This window comes from Sphingopyxis sp. Geo48 (assembly GCF_949769155.1).
Classification (GTDB): Bacteria; Pseudomonadota; Alphaproteobacteria; order Sphingomonadales; family Sphingomonadaceae; genus Sphingopyxis.
This window is the reverse complement of sequence record NZ_CATKPA010000001.1, coordinates 1141324-1157696: the sequence shown is the minus strand read 5'-3', so window position 1 is coordinate 1157696 and position 16373 is coordinate 1141324. Positions and strand designations below refer to the sequence as shown.

Below are 16373 nucleotides of genomic sequence, written 5' to 3'. Positions count from 1 at the left end.
CGGATAAAGACGAGTTACAGGACAAGACGTGACAGCGAACAGCGGCGAACATTCAGCGGCAAACCGCGTGCGCATGGGACGCCCCGGCCTGGCCGGAAAAGGCCGCGATCATTTCGGCCTAACGGGCACATCGCACGCGTTCGATCCGCGCATCGTCGCAATCCGTCCCGACCTGGCCGACATCGCGGTCGCGGGCATTCATTTTGCGCCGCATTACGCCGCGCCAATGATGGTGAGCGGCGTGCTGCCGGCCGCGGTGATGCGCGGGTCGCCGTCGCTCGACGCCGACCAAACGAGCGAGTTGCTGTTCGGCGAGGGTTTCGCGCTGCTCGATCTCACGGGCGGCTGGGCTTGGGGCTATAGCCTCGCCGATCATTATGTCGGCTATTTGGCGGCCGAAGCGCTCGGTGCGCCGATCGCACCGACCCACCGCGTCGACATGATCGAGGCTATGCTGCACTCGGCGCCCGACGCCGCCACCGGCGGCCCTGCCGTCCTGCCGCGCGGGGCGCTCGTGATGGGCGAGACCGAGGGCGAGTGGCTGAATACCGCCCATGGTTATTTGCCGATCGCCGCGCTGGTCGAGGTCGGCAGCGAGCATGACGATCCCGCCGCGGTTGCGGAATCGATGGTCGGCACGCCCTATCTGTGGGGCGGCCGCACCGCGAAGGGCATCGATTGTTCGGGGCTGGTGCAACTCGCCTGGGCGTCGGCCGGTGTGCAATTGCCGCGCGACAGCGATCTGCAGCTTGCCGCGCTCGGCGTCGACAAGGATGTCGACCAAGCCGATCTCGCGCGCGGCGATCTCGTCTTCTTTCCCGGCCACGTCGGGATCATGGCCGATAGTCAGAACATCATCCACGCGAGCCGCCAGTGGATGGAAGTGCGCGTCGAATCGCTTGCAGAGGTTGCGAAGCGGTCGGCTGCGAAAGGTAATGACGTGCCGGTCATCGGCCACAAAAGACTGCGATAAAGCCATGACCCAGACGGTCTTCATCGACGGCGCGGCGGGAACGACGGGCCTGGAAATCGCCGAGCGGCTCGCCGGTCGGAGCGAATTCGCGCTCATCGCGCTGCCCGACGCCGAGCGCAAGGATGCCGCGCGCCGTGCCGAGGCGCTTAACGGCGCCGACTTCGTCGTCCTCTGCCTGCCGGACGCTGCCGCGATCGAAGCGGTGGCGATGGTCACCAATCCCGATGTGCGGATCATCGACGCATCGACCGCGCACCGCGTTGCGCCCGGCTGGGCCTATGGTTTTCCCGAACTCAGCGCCGCGCAGCGTGACGCGATCGCGGGTTCGAAGCGTGTCAGCAACCCAGGATGCTATCCGACAGGTTTTCTCGCGCTCGTTGCGCCGCTGGTTGCCGCGGGGATTGTTGCCCGCGACGCTCAGCTCAGCGTCAACGCGGTGTCGGGTTATTCGGGCGGCGGCAAGGAGCTGATCGCAAGGTTCGAGGCGGACGAGGACATCGGCTTTCGCAGCTATGGCCTGAACCTTGCCCACAAGCATGTACCCGAAATGACGAAAGGCGCCGGGCTGGTACATCCGCCGCTGTTCGCGCCCGCGGTGGTGCCAGTCTATCGCGGTATGCTGGTCGAGGTTCCGCTGAACTTCGGCGCTGCGACCGCCGACGCCGCCTTCGAAGCGCTCGCTGCTCATTTCGAAGGGTCGCCGCTTGTCAGCGTCCGCCGCGCGCGCGACGAAAGCGAACTACTGTTGAGGAAAAGCGACGAAGCGACCGACCGGATGGAACTGATGCTCTACGCCAGCCCCGACGGCACGCAGATCCGCCTCGTCGCGCGGCTCGACAATCTGGGCAAGGGCGCGAGCGGCGCCTGTGTCCAGAACCTCAATATCATGGCAGGGCTGCCGGAAACGGCGGGCTTGCGGCTCTAGGGCTCAGTGAACCGTGTCGAGCGCGATGTCGATCGACAGATAGGTGATCAGCCGTTCGATCTGGCGCCAGCGCGCAAAATGGACGTGATTGCCAAGCACGCGATATTGCTCGGCGCGCGCGGCGGCAGCGAAACCGGCTTCCTCTCCATGCTCGCGGATCATCGCGTTCGCATCCTCGACGGCGCCGCGATCGGCGAGATAGGGTGATGGCAGATGCATGTCGTTCCCGGCCCTGTGTTCCGGTCTCGGCTCTAGACCGACCGTGTCACCGCGCCGTTCTCAACCGTAATGAACGTCGGGGTAAGGTTAATCCAGGCGACGCTCGGGTTAACCATCGGGTGGTGCCAATCGCCCCTTTGCCGTCGTCCCGTCGCCGTGTAAGACTGATCCCATGCGCAAAATCCTGAAATATGCCGCCATTGCCCTCGCCGTCCTGATCGTCGTCGGCGGGATCATATTATACGTGCTTTCACGCCCCGACGTGGCCCGCTTCTCGACCGCCGAGCTCAGCGGCCGCGTACCCGTGATGGCGTCGCAGAATGCGCAGACCATCCCGACGATGAACGTGCCCGAGGCGACGAGCTGGCCCGCGGGTCAGGCGCCGCGCGCGGCGCAAGGCCTGAAGGTCGAGCGCTTTGCGGAGGGACTCGACCATCCGCGCTCGATGCTCGTGCTCCCGAACGGTGACGTCCTCGTCGCCGAAGCCGAGAGCCCGCCGCGCAAGGACGGCGGGATCGAGGGCAAGATCATGAAGTCGATGATGAGCAAGGCGGGCGCGGGCGGCGCGTCGGCGAACCGCATCACCCTGCTCCGCGACGCCGACGGCGACGGCAAGGCCGAGGTCAAGGCCGCCTACATCACCGGCCTCAATTCGCCCTATGGCATGGCGCTGGTCGGCAAGACACTCTACGTCGCCAACACCGACGCGATCCTCGCTTTCCCTTATGTCGAGGGCGAGACGAAAATGAGCGGCAAGCCGGCGAAGCTTGTCGACCTGCCCGCAAAGGGCACAAACCGCCACTGGACCAAGAGCCTCGTCGCCGCGCCCAACGGTTGGCTTTACGTCGGCGTCGGCGCCGATTCGAACATCGGCGAGAAGGGCATGGGCAACGAGGTGCGACGGGCGAGCGTGCTCGAGGTGCGGCCCGAGAATAAATACATGCGGACCTTCGCGGCGGGCATCCGCAACCCGGTCGGCCTGGCCTTCTACCCCGGCAGCGAGCGGCTGTGGACGGTGGTCAACGAGCGCGACATGCTGGGCAGCGACCTTGTCCCGGACTATCTGACCGACGTGACCGAGGGCGATTTCTATGGCTGGCCCTGGTATTATTGGGGCGGGTTCATCGATCCGCGGGTGCCGCCGGAGGCCGAGGATCGCCGCCAATATGTGAAGCGTCCCGAATATGGGCTCGGCGCGCATGTCGCGCCGCTCGGCTTCACCTTCACCGACAAGCTCGACCTTGGTGAGCGCTGGGCGAATGGCGCGCTGATCGCGCTGCACGGGTCGTGGAACCGCGAGCCCGTCGCCGGATACGACGTCGTGTTCGTCAAGTTCGGTGCCAATGGCAAGCCGGTGGACGCCCTGCCCGTAACCTTCCTCGACCAGTTCCTTGCCAAGGATGGCAAGACGACGCGCGGCCGACCGGCCGACGTCAAGGTCGCGAAGGACGGCAGCGCCCTCGTCGCCGACGATACCGGCAATACGATCTGGCGGGTATCGAAGGCTGGATAAAAAAGGCCCCGCGATCGCGGGGCCTCTTCTCGTATCGGTTTAGCGGCGGGCGTCAGACCCGCATCGGCATCAGCACGTAGAGGGCCGGGCTCTTCTCGCTTTCGCGGATCAGCGTCGGCGCATTGGCGTCGGCGAGGTGGAGTTCGACGCTGTCGCCGTCGACCTGCCCCAGGATGTCGCTGAGGTAGCGGGCGTTGAAGCCGATCTCCATCGGATCGCTGTCATAACCGGCAGCGAGTTCTTCGGCCGCGGTGCCGTTCTCGGGGCTGGTCACGCTGAGCGTGATGCGATCCTTGTCGAGCCCGACCTTGACCGCGCGGGTCTTTTCGCTGGCGATCGTCGAGACGCGGTCGACGCCCTGGAACAGGCTCTTCGGATCGACCTTCAAAAGCTTGTCGTTCGCGGTCGGGATGACGCGGCTGTAGTCGGGGAACGTCCCGTCGATCAGCTTCGAGGTGAGGACGGCATTGCCGAGCTGGAAACGGATCTTCGACGCCGACAGGCTGATCTCGACATTGCCCTCGGCCTCGTCGAGCAGTTTGCGAATTTCGCCGACGCATTTTCGCGGCACGATGACGTCGGGCATCGCCGCAGCGCCGTCAGGGCGCGTCACCGTGTAGCGCGCGAGGCGGTGGCCGTCGGTCGCCGCGGCCTTCAGCACCGGTCCCGTCGCATCCTCGGCGACGTGGAAGAAGATGCCGTTGAGGTAATAGCGCGTTTCCTCGGTCGAGATCGCGAAGCGCGTCTTGTCGATGATCTGGATGAGCTCGGCGACGGGCAATTCGAAGCTGGTCGGCAGATCACCCTCGGCGATCACCGGGAAGTCGTCGCGCGGCAAGGTCGGCAGGTTGAAGTTCGAGCGGCCGGCCTTGACCTGCATCTTGCCTTCGGCTGCGGCGAGGCTGACCTCGGCGCCCTCGGGCAGCTTGCGCGCGATTTCGAAGAGCGTGTGCGCCGACACGGTGGTCGTGCCCGGCGTTTCGACCTTCGCCGCGATGGTTTCGACAACCTGCAGGTCGAGATCGGTCGCCATCAGTTTCAATTGGCCGGTGCTGTCGGCCTCGATCAGCACGTTGGAGAGGATCGGAATCGTGTTCCGCCGTTCGACCACGGACTGGACGTGGCCGAGGCTTTTCAGAAGCACTGCGCGTTCGATCGTCGCTTTCATTCCAATTCGCCATCCCTGTAACGATAAGGGGAAAGTCCCTGAGAGAGTCCGGCGGAGCGGGCCATTCGCCCCGAATCCCGTCCCCCGAAAATGTCCACCTTCCTTAACGAACGCGTCGCGCCGCGCAAGCCATGCTTGCAAAGCATTTCCATTCGGGCAAACGGGGCGCAATGCGGCGGACAGCCTTCCTTTTCCTGATCGCGTCGGCGGTTCCGGCGATGGCCCTTGCCGCGCCGCGTACCGCTTTGGGAATTTTCGAGGGCTGGGGCGCGTTTCGCGAGTCCGCAATCCCGCGCTGCTACGCGATCGCGGCGCCATCGGCGACGATCGGACGCCCCGAGATCAAACCCTATGCCAGCGTCGGATATTGGCCGAAGTCGCGCATCAGGGGGCAATTCTATGTTCGCCTGTCGAAAGAGCGCGCGCCGGGACGCGAACTGCGCCTGAGCGTCGGAAGCCGCCGCTTCATCCTGACCGGCAACGGCCCACACGGCTGGGCGAGCGACGCACGCATGGACGCGGCGATCATCGCGGCGATGCGATCGGCGCCGAGCATGAGCGTCGCGAGCAGCACCGCCACCGGCCGCGCGATCGCCGACACCTATCGGCTGCGCGGCGCCGCGACGGCGATCGATGCCGCGGCGCTGGGGTGCGCCAGCATCCGGTGACGGCATTTCGGAAAATGGCGGATTTCTGCGCAACTTCACTCGCGATTCACCTCTTTCGAATGCCGCCATAGCGATCCCCGGCAAAATCCGGGCGCCGAGACGCAAGGGCAAGATGCGGGAGTATGGGGCCCGGCCTTCGCCCGGGATCGGCTTTCCGGAAAACCCCGGAAAACTGCGCAACCTTACTCGGAATCGCATGCGGCGCGCGGTTTCGCACGCGAACGGGATCGGGAATGTTGCATGGCGTCGCATCGGTCGAAACGCTATGCCCGTCCGATAATGTAGGACAGCGATTTCTCTGCAGGATTTGCGCCATGAAAACCATCGGCCTGATCGGCGGTCTGAGCTGGGAAAGCTCGGCCGAATATTATCGCCTGCTCAATCGGGCGGTCCGCGACCGCCTCGGCGGGCTGCACGCCGCGAACATCGTCCTGCACTCGCTCGACTTCGCACCGATTGCCGCCCTGCAAGCGGAAGGCGACTGGCCGGCGCTCGACCGCGCGATGGTCGAAGCCGCCGCTGCTCTGCAGCGCAGCGGCGCCGATCTGCTGCTGATCTGTTCGAACACGATGCACCGCTGCGCGGGCGCGATCGAGGCCGCATCGGCCCTGCCGCTGATCCACATCGCCGACCCGGTCACGACCGCAATCAAGACAGCGGGGCTCAGCCACGTCGGCCTGCTCGGCACCGCCTTCACGATGGAACAGGATTTCTACAGGGGGCGGATGGCGAAGGCCGGGCTCGACGTGATCATCCCCGACGAAGCCGGCCGCGCGGCGGTCCACCGGATCATCTACGACGAACTTGTGCAGGGCGTGATCCGCGAGGAATCGCGCGGCGAGTATCGGCAAGTCATCGCCGCGCTCGTCGACCGCGGCGCCGAGGCGATCATCCTCGGCTGCACCGAAATCATGCTGCTGGTCGGACCGGAGGACAGCGCCGTGCCGCTGTTCGATACGCTCGCGCTCCATGTCGAGGCGGCGGTGGAACGGGCGCTGGAAGCCTAGGTTCGCCCCAGCTTCGTCAGCTCCGCCGCGAGGAAGTCCAGCACCAGCCGCACGCGCGGCACGTGGCGCAAGCGCTCGTGCGTCAGCAGCCACAGGCCGGTGGTGTCCTCGCGCTTGGGCGGGATGCAGCGGATAAGGTCGGGTTCGCGGTCGGCGAGGAAGGCGGGCAGGATGGTCAGCCCCATCCCCGAGCGCACCCCTGCGAGCAAGCCCGATGCGCTGTCATATTGCATCACGACCGACTCCTCGAGCCGGTATTGCTTGAGCCAGGCCTGATAGGGCTCCCAGACATAGCCGCCGCCGCCGATGAAGGGATGCGCCGCAAGTTGTTCGCGGCTGTGCGGGATGCCGTGGAGGTCGGCATAGTCGCGGCTGGAATAGACGGTCCACGGATTGTCGGCGATGCGGCGCCCGACAAGGCCGGCGCCTGTCGGCTGTTTGCTGCTGCGGATCGCGATGTCGGCGGCGCCCGATGCCAGGTCGCGCGGCTCGTCCGAGGTGTCGAGATGCAGATGGATTTCGGGGTGCGCCGCGCGGAGGTCGCGCAGGATCGGCGGTAAGATCGTGACCGCAAAGATTTCCATCACCGTCAGGCTGACCGTACCGCCCGCATCGCGCGAACTGGCGCCCGCGGCCTCGCCGAAGCGTTCGGCGGCGTCGCGCACATCGGCGGCGCGGGCGAGCATCGCCTCGCCCACCGGTGTCAGCGCATAGCCCGCCTGCCGCCGTTCGAAGAGGTTGAGGCCGGTCGCTTCCTCCAGCGCCGCGATGCGACGCGCGACGGTGGTCTGGCTGACGCGCAGCGCCTGCGCGGCGGACAAGGTGCTGCCGGTCTCCGCCACGGCCAGAAAGGCCTTAAGGTCATTCCAATCGTACATGATGCCTTTTGCGACATAATCGCCCGCTCCTCATTCTGCAATTATGCAGAATGGTCGCGCAACATCGTTGCTCCAATTGCGCGCGGCGATGGATTATCTGGTTCTCCACCGGCTTCCTCCCCTCCTTCAGCCGGCCGATGGAGATAGAAGATGACAAAGACTCTGATCCTCGCCGCGTTGGCCGCAACCTCGCTGGTCCAGCCCGCTTTCGCCGAACCCGTAACCCAGACCGTGGTCGTCCAGCACAGCGACCTCGACCTCAACACCGCTGCCGGCGCGAAGACGCTGCAGCACCGTGTGTGGCGCGCCGTGGTCGCGGTGTGCGGCACGGCGTCGGACGCCGACGTGGTCGGCAAGAACGACATCCGCCAGTGCCGCCGCGACACGATGCAGGTCGCCTCGGCCAAGGCCGACCTCGCGATCGCCGGCGCTTCGCAGGGCGAACCGCTGCGCGTCGCTTCGATCCGCAACTGAATTCAGACCCTATCGGCAGGCACTCCGCCGACACCTTTCGGGGCGGCGATCCCATCCGGATCGCGGCCCCGATTTTCGTTCGTCAGCCGCGGCCGTCGAACGCCTTGCGCGCCGCCTCGACGCGGTCGAGATTATCACCCGCCCAGTGCCAGACGCCGCAAAAGGCCTCGCCAAGACTGTGTCCGAGATCGGTCAGGCGATATTCGACCTTCGGCGGGATTACCGGATGAACGGTCCGTTCGACCAGACCGTCGCGTTCCATTGCGCGGAGCGTCTGCGTCAGCATCTTCTGGCTGATCCCGGGAACCATTCGCGCCAGTTCGGTGAAGCGCAGCACCCCATTGTCCTCCAGCTCCTCGAGAACGAGCAGGGTCCATTTGTCGGCGACTCGGCCGATCAGTTCGTTGACGAGCATTTCGACGCGCGGATCGACCGGCGCGTTCGGATCGTGGACGATTTTTTCCTGGGTGGGCATGGCAGAAAATCCAAATCTCTCTTTTCGGTAACTATGGTACTTTCGGGTGCCTTCTTCCTTTTGGAGAGTGTAGAGATATCTAGGCCTTCTCACCACCCCCTCAGGAGAGAAACCATGAAAACCAGCGGAAACACCATTCTCGTCAGCGGCGGCGGCTCGGGCATCGGGCTCGCGCTCGCGCAGCGCTGGCACGATGCGGGCAACACCATAATCATAACCGGGCGCAACGCAGCGAAGCTCGAAAGCGCCGTCGCGGGACGCGCGAACATGCACGCGGCGCAGCTCGACGTCACCGACCCCAGTGCGATTCTGGCCTTCGCGGCCGACATCGTGGCGAAATTCCCGGCACTCAACGTCCTCGTCAACAATGCCGGCATCATGGGCTATGAGGATGCGACCGCGGCGCGCGACCTTTCGGCCGCCGAGGATACCGTCGTCACCAACCTGCTCGGCCCGATCCGGTTGATCGATGCGCTCGTCGGCCATCTGGCGGCGCAGGCGGACAGTGCGATCGTCAACGTCACCTCGGGTCTCGCCTTCGTCCCCTTCCCCAAGGCGCCGACCTATTCGGCGACCAAGGCGGCGCTGCACAGCTATACCCAGGCGCTGCGCGTTCAGCTCGAGGGCAAGGTTGAACTGATCGAGCTGGCGCCGCCCGCAGTGCGCACCGACCTGACCCCCGGCCAGTCGACGCGCGAAGGCTATATGCCGCTGGACGCCTTTGCCGACGAGGTGATGGCGCTGTTTGCGCAGGAGCCGACGCCGGAAGAAATTCTGGTGCAGAATGTTTTGCCGCTGCGCAATGCCGAGGCCAATGGCAGTGTGCCGCAGGTGCTGGCGATGCTGAAGTCGCTGTAATGTGACTCCCCTCCCGCTTGCGGGAGGGGTCGGGGGTGGGCAGCAACGTCTGACGGCCCACCCCGCTGCGACTAGCGAGCAAGCTCGCAAGCCTCGCTGCCCCTCCCGCTTGCGGGAGGGGATGAATCGCGCACAATTGCGCTTTTGGGCCTTCCCCACTATATGGCCGCGCATCATGCAGATTCCCGGCCATATCGACCCCGTCACGACGGGCACCGTTCCCTTGCGCGGCGGCAACCGTATCGACCTTGTCGGGCTGACCCGCGACGCGATCCGCGCCGAATTGGTCGAGGCCGGATTGGACGCGAAGGCCGCGAAGCTGCGCGCCAAGCAGATCTGGCACTGGATCTATCACCGCGGCGTCACCGATTTCGAGGCGATGACCGACATCGCGAAATCGATGCGCCCCTGGCTGACCGACCGTTATATCATCGGCCGGCCCACCGTGCGCGAGGCGCAGGTGTCGAACGACGGGACGCGCAAATGGCTGCTCGCCGCCGCCGACGGGCAGGAATATGAAATGGTCTTCATCCCCGATGCCGATCGGGGAACGCTCTGTGTGTCGAGCCAGGTCGGCTGTACGCTCAACTGCCGCTTCTGCCACACGGGGACGATGCGCCTCGTCCGTAACCTCGCCGCGGGCGAGATCGTGGGGCAGGTGCTGCTCGCGCGCGACGCGCTCGGCGAATGGCCGAAGGGGACGATGGCGTCGGCGCCCGATACCGACGACGAGGATGACGACGCCGGCCATTACACGTCCGACGGGCGGATGCTCACCAACATCGTGATGATGGGCATGGGCGAACCGCTCTATAATTTCGACGAGGTCAAGGGCGCGCTGAAGATCGTGATGGACGGCGACGGCCTCGCGCTGTCGAAGCGGCGCATCACCTTGTCGACGAGCGGCGTCGTGCCGATGATGGCGCGCGCGGGCGAAGAGATCGGGGTCAATCTGGCGGTCTCGCTGCACGCGGTGAACAAGGAAATCCGTGACGAGATCGTGCCGCTCAACCGCAAATATGGCATCGAGGAATTGCTGCAGGCCTGCGCCGACTATCCGGGCGCGAACAATGCGCGGCGCATCACCTTCGAATATGTGATGCTGAAGGACAAGAATGACAGCGACGAGGATGCGCGCGAGCTCGTCCGGCTGATCAAGCAGTACAAGCTGCCGGCGAAGGTGAACCTGATCCCCTTCAACCCCTGGCCCGGCGCGCCCTACGAATGTTCGACCCCCGAGCGGGTGCGCAAATTCAGCAACCTCATCTTCGAGGCGGGCATCTCGGCACCGATCCGCACCCCGCGCGGGCGCGACATCATGGCGGCGTGCGGACAGCTGAAGAGCGCCGCGACCAAGCCGACCCGCGCCGAGCTCGACCGCATCGCCGAGGAAAAGCAGGCGGCGCTCGGCTAAGGCGTCGTCACGCCCATCGCGGTGTTGAGGCGGTCGCGTTCGCCGCAAGCGGTCGAATAGCCCTTGGCGCAGCCGAGATTGTAATAGTCGCGCGCCGAATAGAGATTGGTCGTCGCGCCGACGCTATTTTCGTAATTATAGCCGAGATAGCCGCAGCCGCGCGCATTGTCCTGTTTGCACGCCGCGTCGGCAAGCAGGTAGGAGCGGTCGGGCTTGTCCGGCCTGATGCGGAAACTGGCGTAGGCGCAGGCCTCGGCATGGCCGCGATAGCAAGCCTTTTCGTAAAGGCTCGTCGCGATCGCGAAGTCCTGCGTCTCGCCCTCGCCATTCTCGAAAGCCTTGCCGAGTTCGAAGCAGGACGCGGCCGCCGCGTATGTGAAATCCTTGTTACAGGCGGCGACCAGCATGGGATAGGTCGTGCTGGCGGCAATATAGTTGGCGAATTCCTCTCCGCCCGTGCCGAAGACCGGAGGCGGCGTCGCGGTGTCCGTGCCGCCGGAAGACGAACTGGTGCTGCTGGTACTCGTGCCGGTGATGTCGGTGCCATCGGTCCCCTCGCCGTCCTTGTCGGGGCGCAGGATCATGACGAGCAGCGCGATCACCATCGCCGCGAACACGCCGATGAAAATCTTTGTCGCGGTGTCGAAGGTCGGGCCGGGATCGGGCTTCGGATCCGGGATGGGGTCGGGCTTGGGGGTCGGATCGGGCTTCGGCAGGTCGCCGAAGAGGGACATTTTTTTCCTGTCCTGCTCGGCGAGCGCCGTCAGTTCGACCTGCGCGCGGCGTTTGACGCGATCATCGGGGTCCTCGCCAAGCGACTGGAGCGCCGCGAGCGCCGGACCGCGCTGCCGGTCACCGTTTCGCACGATCTCGGCGAGCGGGATGCAGGCCGCGGCGCGCGTCTCCCAGTTGCGGCTGGCGACGCGCTTGAGCATCGCGGGCGCAAGCGGGACTGCCCGCGGGACCGGGTTGCGCGCGATGACCATGTCGCCGTCGATCGCGTTGAGGCGCTTGGGCTCCTGCCCCGGCCCTTCGCGGCGGAGCGCGGCGCGGACATAGTCGAACAGTTCGTCGAGCGTGATGTTGCCGGTGCCGTTGACGTCGGCCGCCCCCGTCTCGATCCCCTCGATCAGATGGCGCGTGAAGCGCGACTGCATCCGCCCCTCGGCCGCGGCCTCGCTCGCGAGCTGGGTGCTCGACGCCGCAGTGATGATCGCGGTGCCGCGTCCGCCATTCTCGCCGAAATCCTCGGCGGTGATCGCCGCCGATCCCGATTTGAAGACATGCCCCTTGGCAAAGGCGCCGCTGTAGCAGGTGTCGATCAGCAGCACCTTCTGCTTCGCGCGGCTGCGCGCCGCCTGCTTCGACACGAAATGCGCGCCGATCGCGGTCGAGGAAAGCAGGTCGCGATCGGTATCCTGTGCGAGGAAATAGAGGTCGCCGTCGGCGTCCTTGTCGCCATGCCCCGAGACGAAGAGCAGCAGCGTGTCGTCGGGGCCCGCCGACTGGAAATAGCGCTCGATCGCGACGCGCTGCGCCATCAGCCCGGCATCGGACAACATCGTGACCTCATAAGGTCCGACATCGTCGCGGATCAGCAGCAGGCGCAGCCGTTCGGCGTCGGGAACGGGCGATTTCAGCGGGGTGATCCGGCTGTCGGCATAGGTGCCGGTCGCAAGGATCAGCGCGCGCTTCACGGGGCGCGCCTATTTCGCTCGCGGCATGAAGTTGTTGAGCTTTTCGAGCACGTCCGCCGGCGCTTCGCCGGCGACGCTGACCTCGAAATATTTGCCCTCGGCATTCTTGCCCTTCAGCGTCAGCGTGGTTTCGGCGTCCTGCCGGTCGAGCCAGCGTTCGATCGCCGGGACCGCCCAGGACGACGCGAGCGCGCCGAGGCTGATCGCAACCTCGGCGGTCATCGCCCACTCGCCGGCCTTCGACCCCGGCGGCGCTTCGGCCGTGCCGAGACTCGCAGCGCCGGGCTCATGCTCGTTGAGTTCGGCGATCAGCGAGCGCGCAAGACGATCGCGCCCCTCTTCATCGAGGCCGCGACGATCATCGACAAGGATGTAAAGCAGATCCCTTTCCGCCATCGCCTTCCCCTGCGGGACTGACCCGCTCCGGTACGGATTAACTGCCACTTGGCACGGCGAGTCAAGGCTTGGGCAATCATACGAACGTGTGTTGCAAAATCAACACAGGTAAGAAAATTGTCATAATCTGAACGATACGTTCATTGCAGCGACAGGCGCGAGGGCCATCTAGGGCCCGGGCCGCGACCCAAAGGGCGTGGTCCTGATTAGCGTAAAGGAAAAGAAAATGAAGAAGTTCGCAGTTGCTGCCGCTCTCCTCTCGGCCGTCGTTGCCACCCCCGCTCTCGCTGCCGACGGCGGCGAAGCCCGCGTCGAAGTACGCGGCGGGTACATCAGCGGCAACGGCCTCGACGACGCCACCATCGGTGCCGCCGCCGGCTACGACATCGACCTTGGCGACAAGGCTTTCCTCGGTGCCGAAGTCGCGGGCGACAAGGTCCTGAAGGACGGCTTCGACGTGCAGTTCTCGGCCGGCGGCCGTCTCGGCGCGAAGGTCGGCACCGCTGGCAAGGCTTATGTCACCGGCGGTTACACCTTCAGCGACATCGACGACCCGTATGTCGGCGCGGGCTACCAGCACAAGCTGGGCCAGAACCTGTACGCCAAGGCCGAATATCGCCACCAGTTCATCGGCAACTTCGGCGACTTCGACAGCGTTGCGGTGGGCCTCGGCCTCGCGTTCTGATCCTTCGGAACAGCGATATCGCAAGGAAGGGGCGGCCTGCGGGTCGCCCCTTTTCTTTTGCTGGTGCGGATAGCGATCGGACGTTGCCGTTCTTCTCCCCTCCTGCAGGCGGGAGGGGTGGGAGGTGGGCCAGCGACGGTGCGTCCTGCCCACCCCGCTGCGGCTAGCCAGCAAGCTCGCAAGCCTCGCTGCCCCTCCCGCCGGCGGGAGGGGGGGAGATGTCTTTCATCGTCGCCCTCGAACGAGACGAGTGGCTCGGATCACTTCCGGGATTACGAAGGTTTGAAAGCGACCGAAATAAGCCGTCGCCCCCGCGCAGGCGGGGGCCGCTGTCGGTTTACGCTGCGGCGCAGGAAAAGGCCGATGGCGGCCCCCGCCTGCGCGGGGGCGACGCAGTTGATACATCAGCTTCCCACCCCGAAACCGTCCTTCGCCTGCCCCTTGCAAACCCCCTTCCCTTTCCGCGCCCCCCGCGCCACGGTGAGCCGATGACCGCCTTCGCCTATATCGCCGCCGCGCTGGCCGAGATTGCCGGATGTTTCGCCTTCTGGGCGTGGCTGCGGCTGGACAAGTCCATCTGGTGGCTGGCGCCCGGAATGGCGTCGCTGGCGCTGTTCGCCTACCTGCTCACGCTGGTCGACGCCGACCATGCCGGGCGCACTTACGCCGCCTACGGCGGGGTCTATATCGTCGCGGCGCTGCTGTGGCTGTGGGCGGTCGAGGGCGCCCGGCCCGACCGGTGGGATGTGATCGGGGCATCGATCTGCCTGGGCGGAGCGGCGATCATCCTGTTCGGGCCGCGGGGAGCCGCGGCATGAGCTATGCGATCGACGCGGTCCTGACGGGTAAGGCGCGGGCGTTTCGCGGCGACGAGGCAAGCGCAATAGCCAAGACGCCGGTGGATGGCGCGCTACGCGTCGGCCTGCTCGGTATCGACGGCGACGAACAGGCCGATCTGACGGTGCATGGCGGCGTCGACAAGGCGATCCACCATTATCCGCGCGATCATTATGACTGGTGGGCGGGGGAACTGGGCGATCATGCGCTGCTCGGCGCGCCCGGCGCGTTCGGCGAGAATATCTCGACCGAGGGGCTGATCGAGAGCGAAGCCTGCATCGGCGACCGCTACCGGCTGGGCAGCGCGCTCGTCGAGATCAGCCAGGGACGCCAGCCGTGCTGGAAACTGGGGCACCGTTTCGGGATCGCGACGGTTCCGGCGACGGTCGTCACGACGCGGCGCAGCGGCTGGTATTATCGCGTGATCGAGGAAGGTCGCGTTGCAGCGGGCGACGCGCTGGCGCTGGTCGAGCGGCCGCTGCCCGAGTGGAGCGTCGAGCGGGTCTTTCACCTGTTGGTCGGCGGTGCGGGCAAGCGCGAGCCGGAGGCGTTGCGGGCGCTGGCCGCGATGGATGCGCTCGCGACGAGCTGGCGCGCGCGGGCGGAGAAGCTACTAGGCTGATCCTCCCTGTCGCGCAGCGATGGGGAGGTGGCAGCGCGAAGCGCTGACGGAGGGGCACGTGGCTCGATATTGCGGCCCCTCCACCGCCTTCGGCGGTCCCCCTCCCCACGGCTTCGCCGCAGGGAGGATTTGCTATTTTTCGTCGGGCAGCGCGTCCTCGACCAGCGGCGCAAGCCCCTCGACCACGATCTTCACCCCCTTCGCGTTGGGATGAATATGGTCGCCAAGCATCAGATCGGGCTTGCCCACGACATTGTCGAGGATGAAGGGATAGAGGCTCGCATCATATTTCGCCGCAAGTTCCGGATAGATCGGATTGAATTTCTTTGCATATTCCGGCCCGAGGTTTGGCGCGGCAACCATGCCGGTCAGCACCACCGGGATATTCTGCTTTTTAAGTTCGGCAAGCATCGCGTCGAGGTTAGCCCGCGTTTGCGCCGCGTCGATCCCCCGCAGCATGTCATTGCCGCCGAGCCCGAGCAGAACGAGCGCAGGCTTCGTCTTTGCATTGTCGAGCACATAGGTCAGCCGCTGGCGTCCCGCCGCTGTGGTGTCGCCCGAGACCCCAGCATTCTGGACGCGTGCGACCACGCCATCCTCGGCGAGCGCCGCCTGGAGCTGCGGCGCGAGGCCCTCCTTCGGGCCCAGCTGGTAACCGGCGTAGAGGCTGTCGCCGAACGCGATCACAAGCGGCGCGTTCGCCGGGATCGCCGCGACCGCCGTCGTATCGCCCTTGCCGTTCGTCGATGCCGCCGGCGCATCCGCCGAGCCGCACGCGGCAAGCGGTTGGCAAAGCGCGATAACGCAACCATATATCAAGGCGGAGCGCCATCCGGCGGTTTTCATTCCAAAGGGTTCCTTCTTGTCCGACACCGAACGACCATCGCCTCACTTGGCGATCGCCGCCCATAATGTGACGCTGACTTTGGGGAGCGACAAGGCCCCGGTCGAAATTTTGCGCGGGGTCGACCTGGAGGTCGAAGCGGGCAACTCGGTTGCGCTGCTAGGGCCCTCGGGATCGGGCAAAAGCTCGCTGATGGCGGTGCTGGCGGGGCTCGAACGCGCGAGCGGCGGAACGATCCGCGTCGCCGGGCTCGACTTCGGTGCGATGGACGAGGACGATCTCGCGAGGGCGCGGCGCGGGCGGATCGGCATCGTGCTGCAAGCGTTCCACCTGCTCCCGACGATGTCCGCGCTCGAAAATGTCGCGGTGCCGCTGGAACTGGCGGGAATCGACGATCCGTTCGGCAAGGCGCAGGCCGAGCTCGAAGCGGTCGGGCTCGGCCATCGCCTGACCCATTATCCGGCGCAGCTTTCGGGCGGCGAGCAACAGCGCGTCGCCATTGCGCGTGCAATGGCGAGCAGCCCGGCGATCATCTTTGCCGACGAACCGACGGGTAACCTCGACACCGCGACCGGCCAGTCGATCATCGAACTGATCTTCGCGCGCCGCGCGGCGTTGGGCGCTACGCTGTTGATCATCACCCACGACCCCGACCTTGCCGAACATTGCGACCGCGTGGTCGTGATGCACGACGGGCGTATCGAAGAGCGGACCGCCTGA

At 65.8% G+C, this 16373-nt stretch carries 19 protein-coding genes; 12 read left to right on the top strand and 7 right to left on the bottom strand.

What is annotated here, in order from left to right; all coding sequences use genetic code 11:
- The first annotated feature begins 73 nt into the window (after positions 1 to 73).
- Together QOL79_RS05920 and argC are read left to right on the top strand one after the other, a co-directional pair.
- The gene (locus QOL79_RS05920; protein ID WP_283418958.1) at positions 74 to 973 is read left to right on the top strand and encodes a C40 family peptidase; all 900 of its coding nucleotides are present in this window, start codon (positions 74 to 76) and stop codon (positions 971 to 973) included.
- A gap of 4 nt (positions 974 to 977) precedes the next feature.
- The gene (gene argC, locus QOL79_RS05915) at positions 978 to 1898 is read left to right on the top strand and encodes an N-acetyl-gamma-glutamyl-phosphate reductase (protein WP_283418957.1); all 921 of its coding nucleotides are present in this window, start codon (positions 978 to 980) and stop codon (positions 1896 to 1898) included.
- Positions 1899 to 1901: 3 nt separating this feature from the next.
- Here the strand turns inward: argC and QOL79_RS05910 are convergent, their stop codons facing one another.
- Complete coding sequence (locus tag QOL79_RS05910) at positions 1902 to 2117, bottom strand: hypothetical protein (RefSeq protein ID WP_156416493.1); 216 nt, start codon at positions 2115 to 2117, stop codon at positions 1902 to 1904.
- 172 nt (positions 2118 to 2289) lie between these two features.
- On the opposite strand from QOL79_RS05910, the gene QOL79_RS05905 reads away from it, so the two are divergent.
- Positions 2290 to 3630, top strand: a complete 1341-nt coding sequence (locus QOL79_RS05905; RefSeq protein WP_204993774.1) for a PQQ-dependent sugar dehydrogenase — start codon at positions 2290 to 2292, stop codon at positions 3628 to 3630.
- Positions 3631 to 3682: 52 nt separating this feature from the next.
- Here the strand turns inward: QOL79_RS05905 and dnaN are convergent, their stop codons facing one another.
- Positions 3683 to 4798 carry a DNA polymerase III subunit beta gene (gene dnaN / locus QOL79_RS05900; RefSeq protein ID WP_058455348.1) on the bottom strand — a complete coding sequence of 372 codons (1116 nt, stop codon included), beginning with the start codon at positions 4796 to 4798 and terminating at the stop codon, positions 3683 to 3685.
- Between the two features lie 170 nt (positions 4799 to 4968).
- Here dnaN and QOL79_RS05895 point away from each other — a divergent pair, with 170 nt between their 5' ends.
- Together QOL79_RS05895 and QOL79_RS05890 are read left to right on the top strand one after the other, a co-directional pair.
- On the top strand, positions 4969 to 5466 hold the full coding sequence (locus QOL79_RS05895; protein WP_058455516.1) for a hypothetical protein: 498 nt from the start codon (positions 4969 to 4971) through the stop codon (positions 5464 to 5466).
- 314 nt (positions 5467 to 5780) lie between these two features.
- Positions 5781 to 6473: an aspartate/glutamate racemase family protein gene (locus tag QOL79_RS05890; RefSeq protein ID WP_283418956.1), complete on the top strand. Its 693-nt coding sequence runs from the start codon at positions 5781 to 5783 to the stop codon at positions 6471 to 6473.
- Here QOL79_RS05890 and QOL79_RS05885 read toward each other — a convergent pair.
- Positions 6470 to 7351, bottom strand: coding sequence for a LysR family transcriptional regulator (locus QOL79_RS05885; RefSeq protein ID WP_283418955.1), 882 nt, complete (start codon positions 7349 to 7351; stop codon positions 6470 to 6472). The two genes, QOL79_RS05890 and QOL79_RS05885, sit on opposite strands and share 4 nt — an antisense overlap.
- A 150-nt stretch (positions 7352 to 7501) precedes the next feature.
- Between QOL79_RS05885 and QOL79_RS05880 the strand changes: the two genes are divergently transcribed.
- Positions 7502 to 7825, top strand: a complete 324-nt coding sequence (locus tag QOL79_RS05880; protein WP_058455351.1) for a UrcA family protein — start codon at positions 7502 to 7504, stop codon at positions 7823 to 7825.
- Positions 7826 to 7907: 82 nt separating this feature from the next.
- Here QOL79_RS05880 and QOL79_RS05875 read toward each other — a convergent pair whose 3' ends face one another.
- Complete coding sequence (locus QOL79_RS05875; protein WP_283418954.1) at positions 7908 to 8300, bottom strand: winged helix-turn-helix transcriptional regulator; 393 nt, start codon at positions 8298 to 8300, stop codon at positions 7908 to 7910.
- Between the two features lie 114 nt (positions 8301 to 8414).
- On the opposite strand from QOL79_RS05875, the gene QOL79_RS05870 reads away from it, so the two are divergent.
- Positions 8415 to 9158, top strand: a complete 744-nt coding sequence (locus tag QOL79_RS05870; protein ID WP_283418953.1) for an SDR family oxidoreductase — start codon at positions 8415 to 8417, stop codon at positions 9156 to 9158.
- 175 nt (positions 9159 to 9333) lie between these two features.
- A complete protein-coding gene (rlmN, locus tag QOL79_RS05865; RefSeq protein ID WP_283418952.1) occupies positions 9334 to 10572 on the top strand; it encodes a dual-specificity RNA methyltransferase RlmN in 1239 nt (412 codons plus the stop codon).
- On the opposite strand, the gene QOL79_RS05860 is transcribed toward rlmN, so the two are convergent.
- The gene (locus QOL79_RS05860; RefSeq protein WP_283418951.1) at positions 10569 to 12269 is read right to left on the bottom strand and encodes a caspase, EACC1-associated type; all 1701 of its coding nucleotides are present in this window, start codon (positions 12267 to 12269) and stop codon (positions 10569 to 10571) included. The genes rlmN and QOL79_RS05860 overlap by 4 nt on opposite strands.
- Before the next feature lie 9 nt (positions 12270 to 12278).
- Complete coding sequence (locus QOL79_RS05855) at positions 12279 to 12665, bottom strand: hypothetical protein (protein WP_058455356.1); 387 nt, start codon at positions 12663 to 12665, stop codon at positions 12279 to 12281.
- A 226-nt stretch (positions 12666 to 12891) separates the two neighbouring features.
- On the opposite strand from QOL79_RS05855, the gene QOL79_RS05850 reads away from it, so the two are divergent.
- The 3 genes from QOL79_RS05850 (at position 12892) to QOL79_RS05840 (ending at position 14809) form a co-directional block, all read left to right on the top strand.
- Complete coding sequence (locus QOL79_RS05850; protein WP_282949766.1) at positions 12892 to 13350, top strand: outer membrane beta-barrel protein; 459 nt, start codon at positions 12892 to 12894, stop codon at positions 13348 to 13350.
- A gap of 488 nt (positions 13351 to 13838) precedes the next feature.
- The gene (locus tag QOL79_RS05845) at positions 13839 to 14168 is read left to right on the top strand and encodes a YnfA family protein (protein WP_283418950.1); all 330 of its coding nucleotides are present in this window, start codon (positions 13839 to 13841) and stop codon (positions 14166 to 14168) included.
- The gene (locus tag QOL79_RS05840; protein WP_283418949.1) at positions 14165 to 14809 is read left to right on the top strand and encodes an MOSC domain-containing protein; all 645 of its coding nucleotides are present in this window, start codon (positions 14165 to 14167) and stop codon (positions 14807 to 14809) included. The genes QOL79_RS05845 and QOL79_RS05840 overlap by 4 nt, the downstream gene beginning before the upstream one ends.
- Positions 14810 to 14941: 132 nt before the next feature.
- Here the strand turns inward: QOL79_RS05840 and QOL79_RS05835 are convergent, their stop codons facing one another.
- The gene (locus QOL79_RS05835) at positions 14942 to 15655 is read right to left on the bottom strand and encodes an arylesterase (protein ID WP_283418948.1); all 714 of its coding nucleotides are present in this window, start codon (positions 15653 to 15655) and stop codon (positions 14942 to 14944) included.
- A 46-nt stretch (positions 15656 to 15701) separates the two neighbouring features.
- On the opposite strand from QOL79_RS05835, the gene QOL79_RS05830 reads away from it, so the two are divergent.
- Positions 15702 to 16373 carry an ABC transporter ATP-binding protein gene (locus QOL79_RS05830; protein ID WP_502957470.1) on the top strand — a complete coding sequence of 224 codons (672 nt, stop codon included), beginning with the start codon at positions 15702 to 15704 and terminating at the stop codon, positions 16371 to 16373.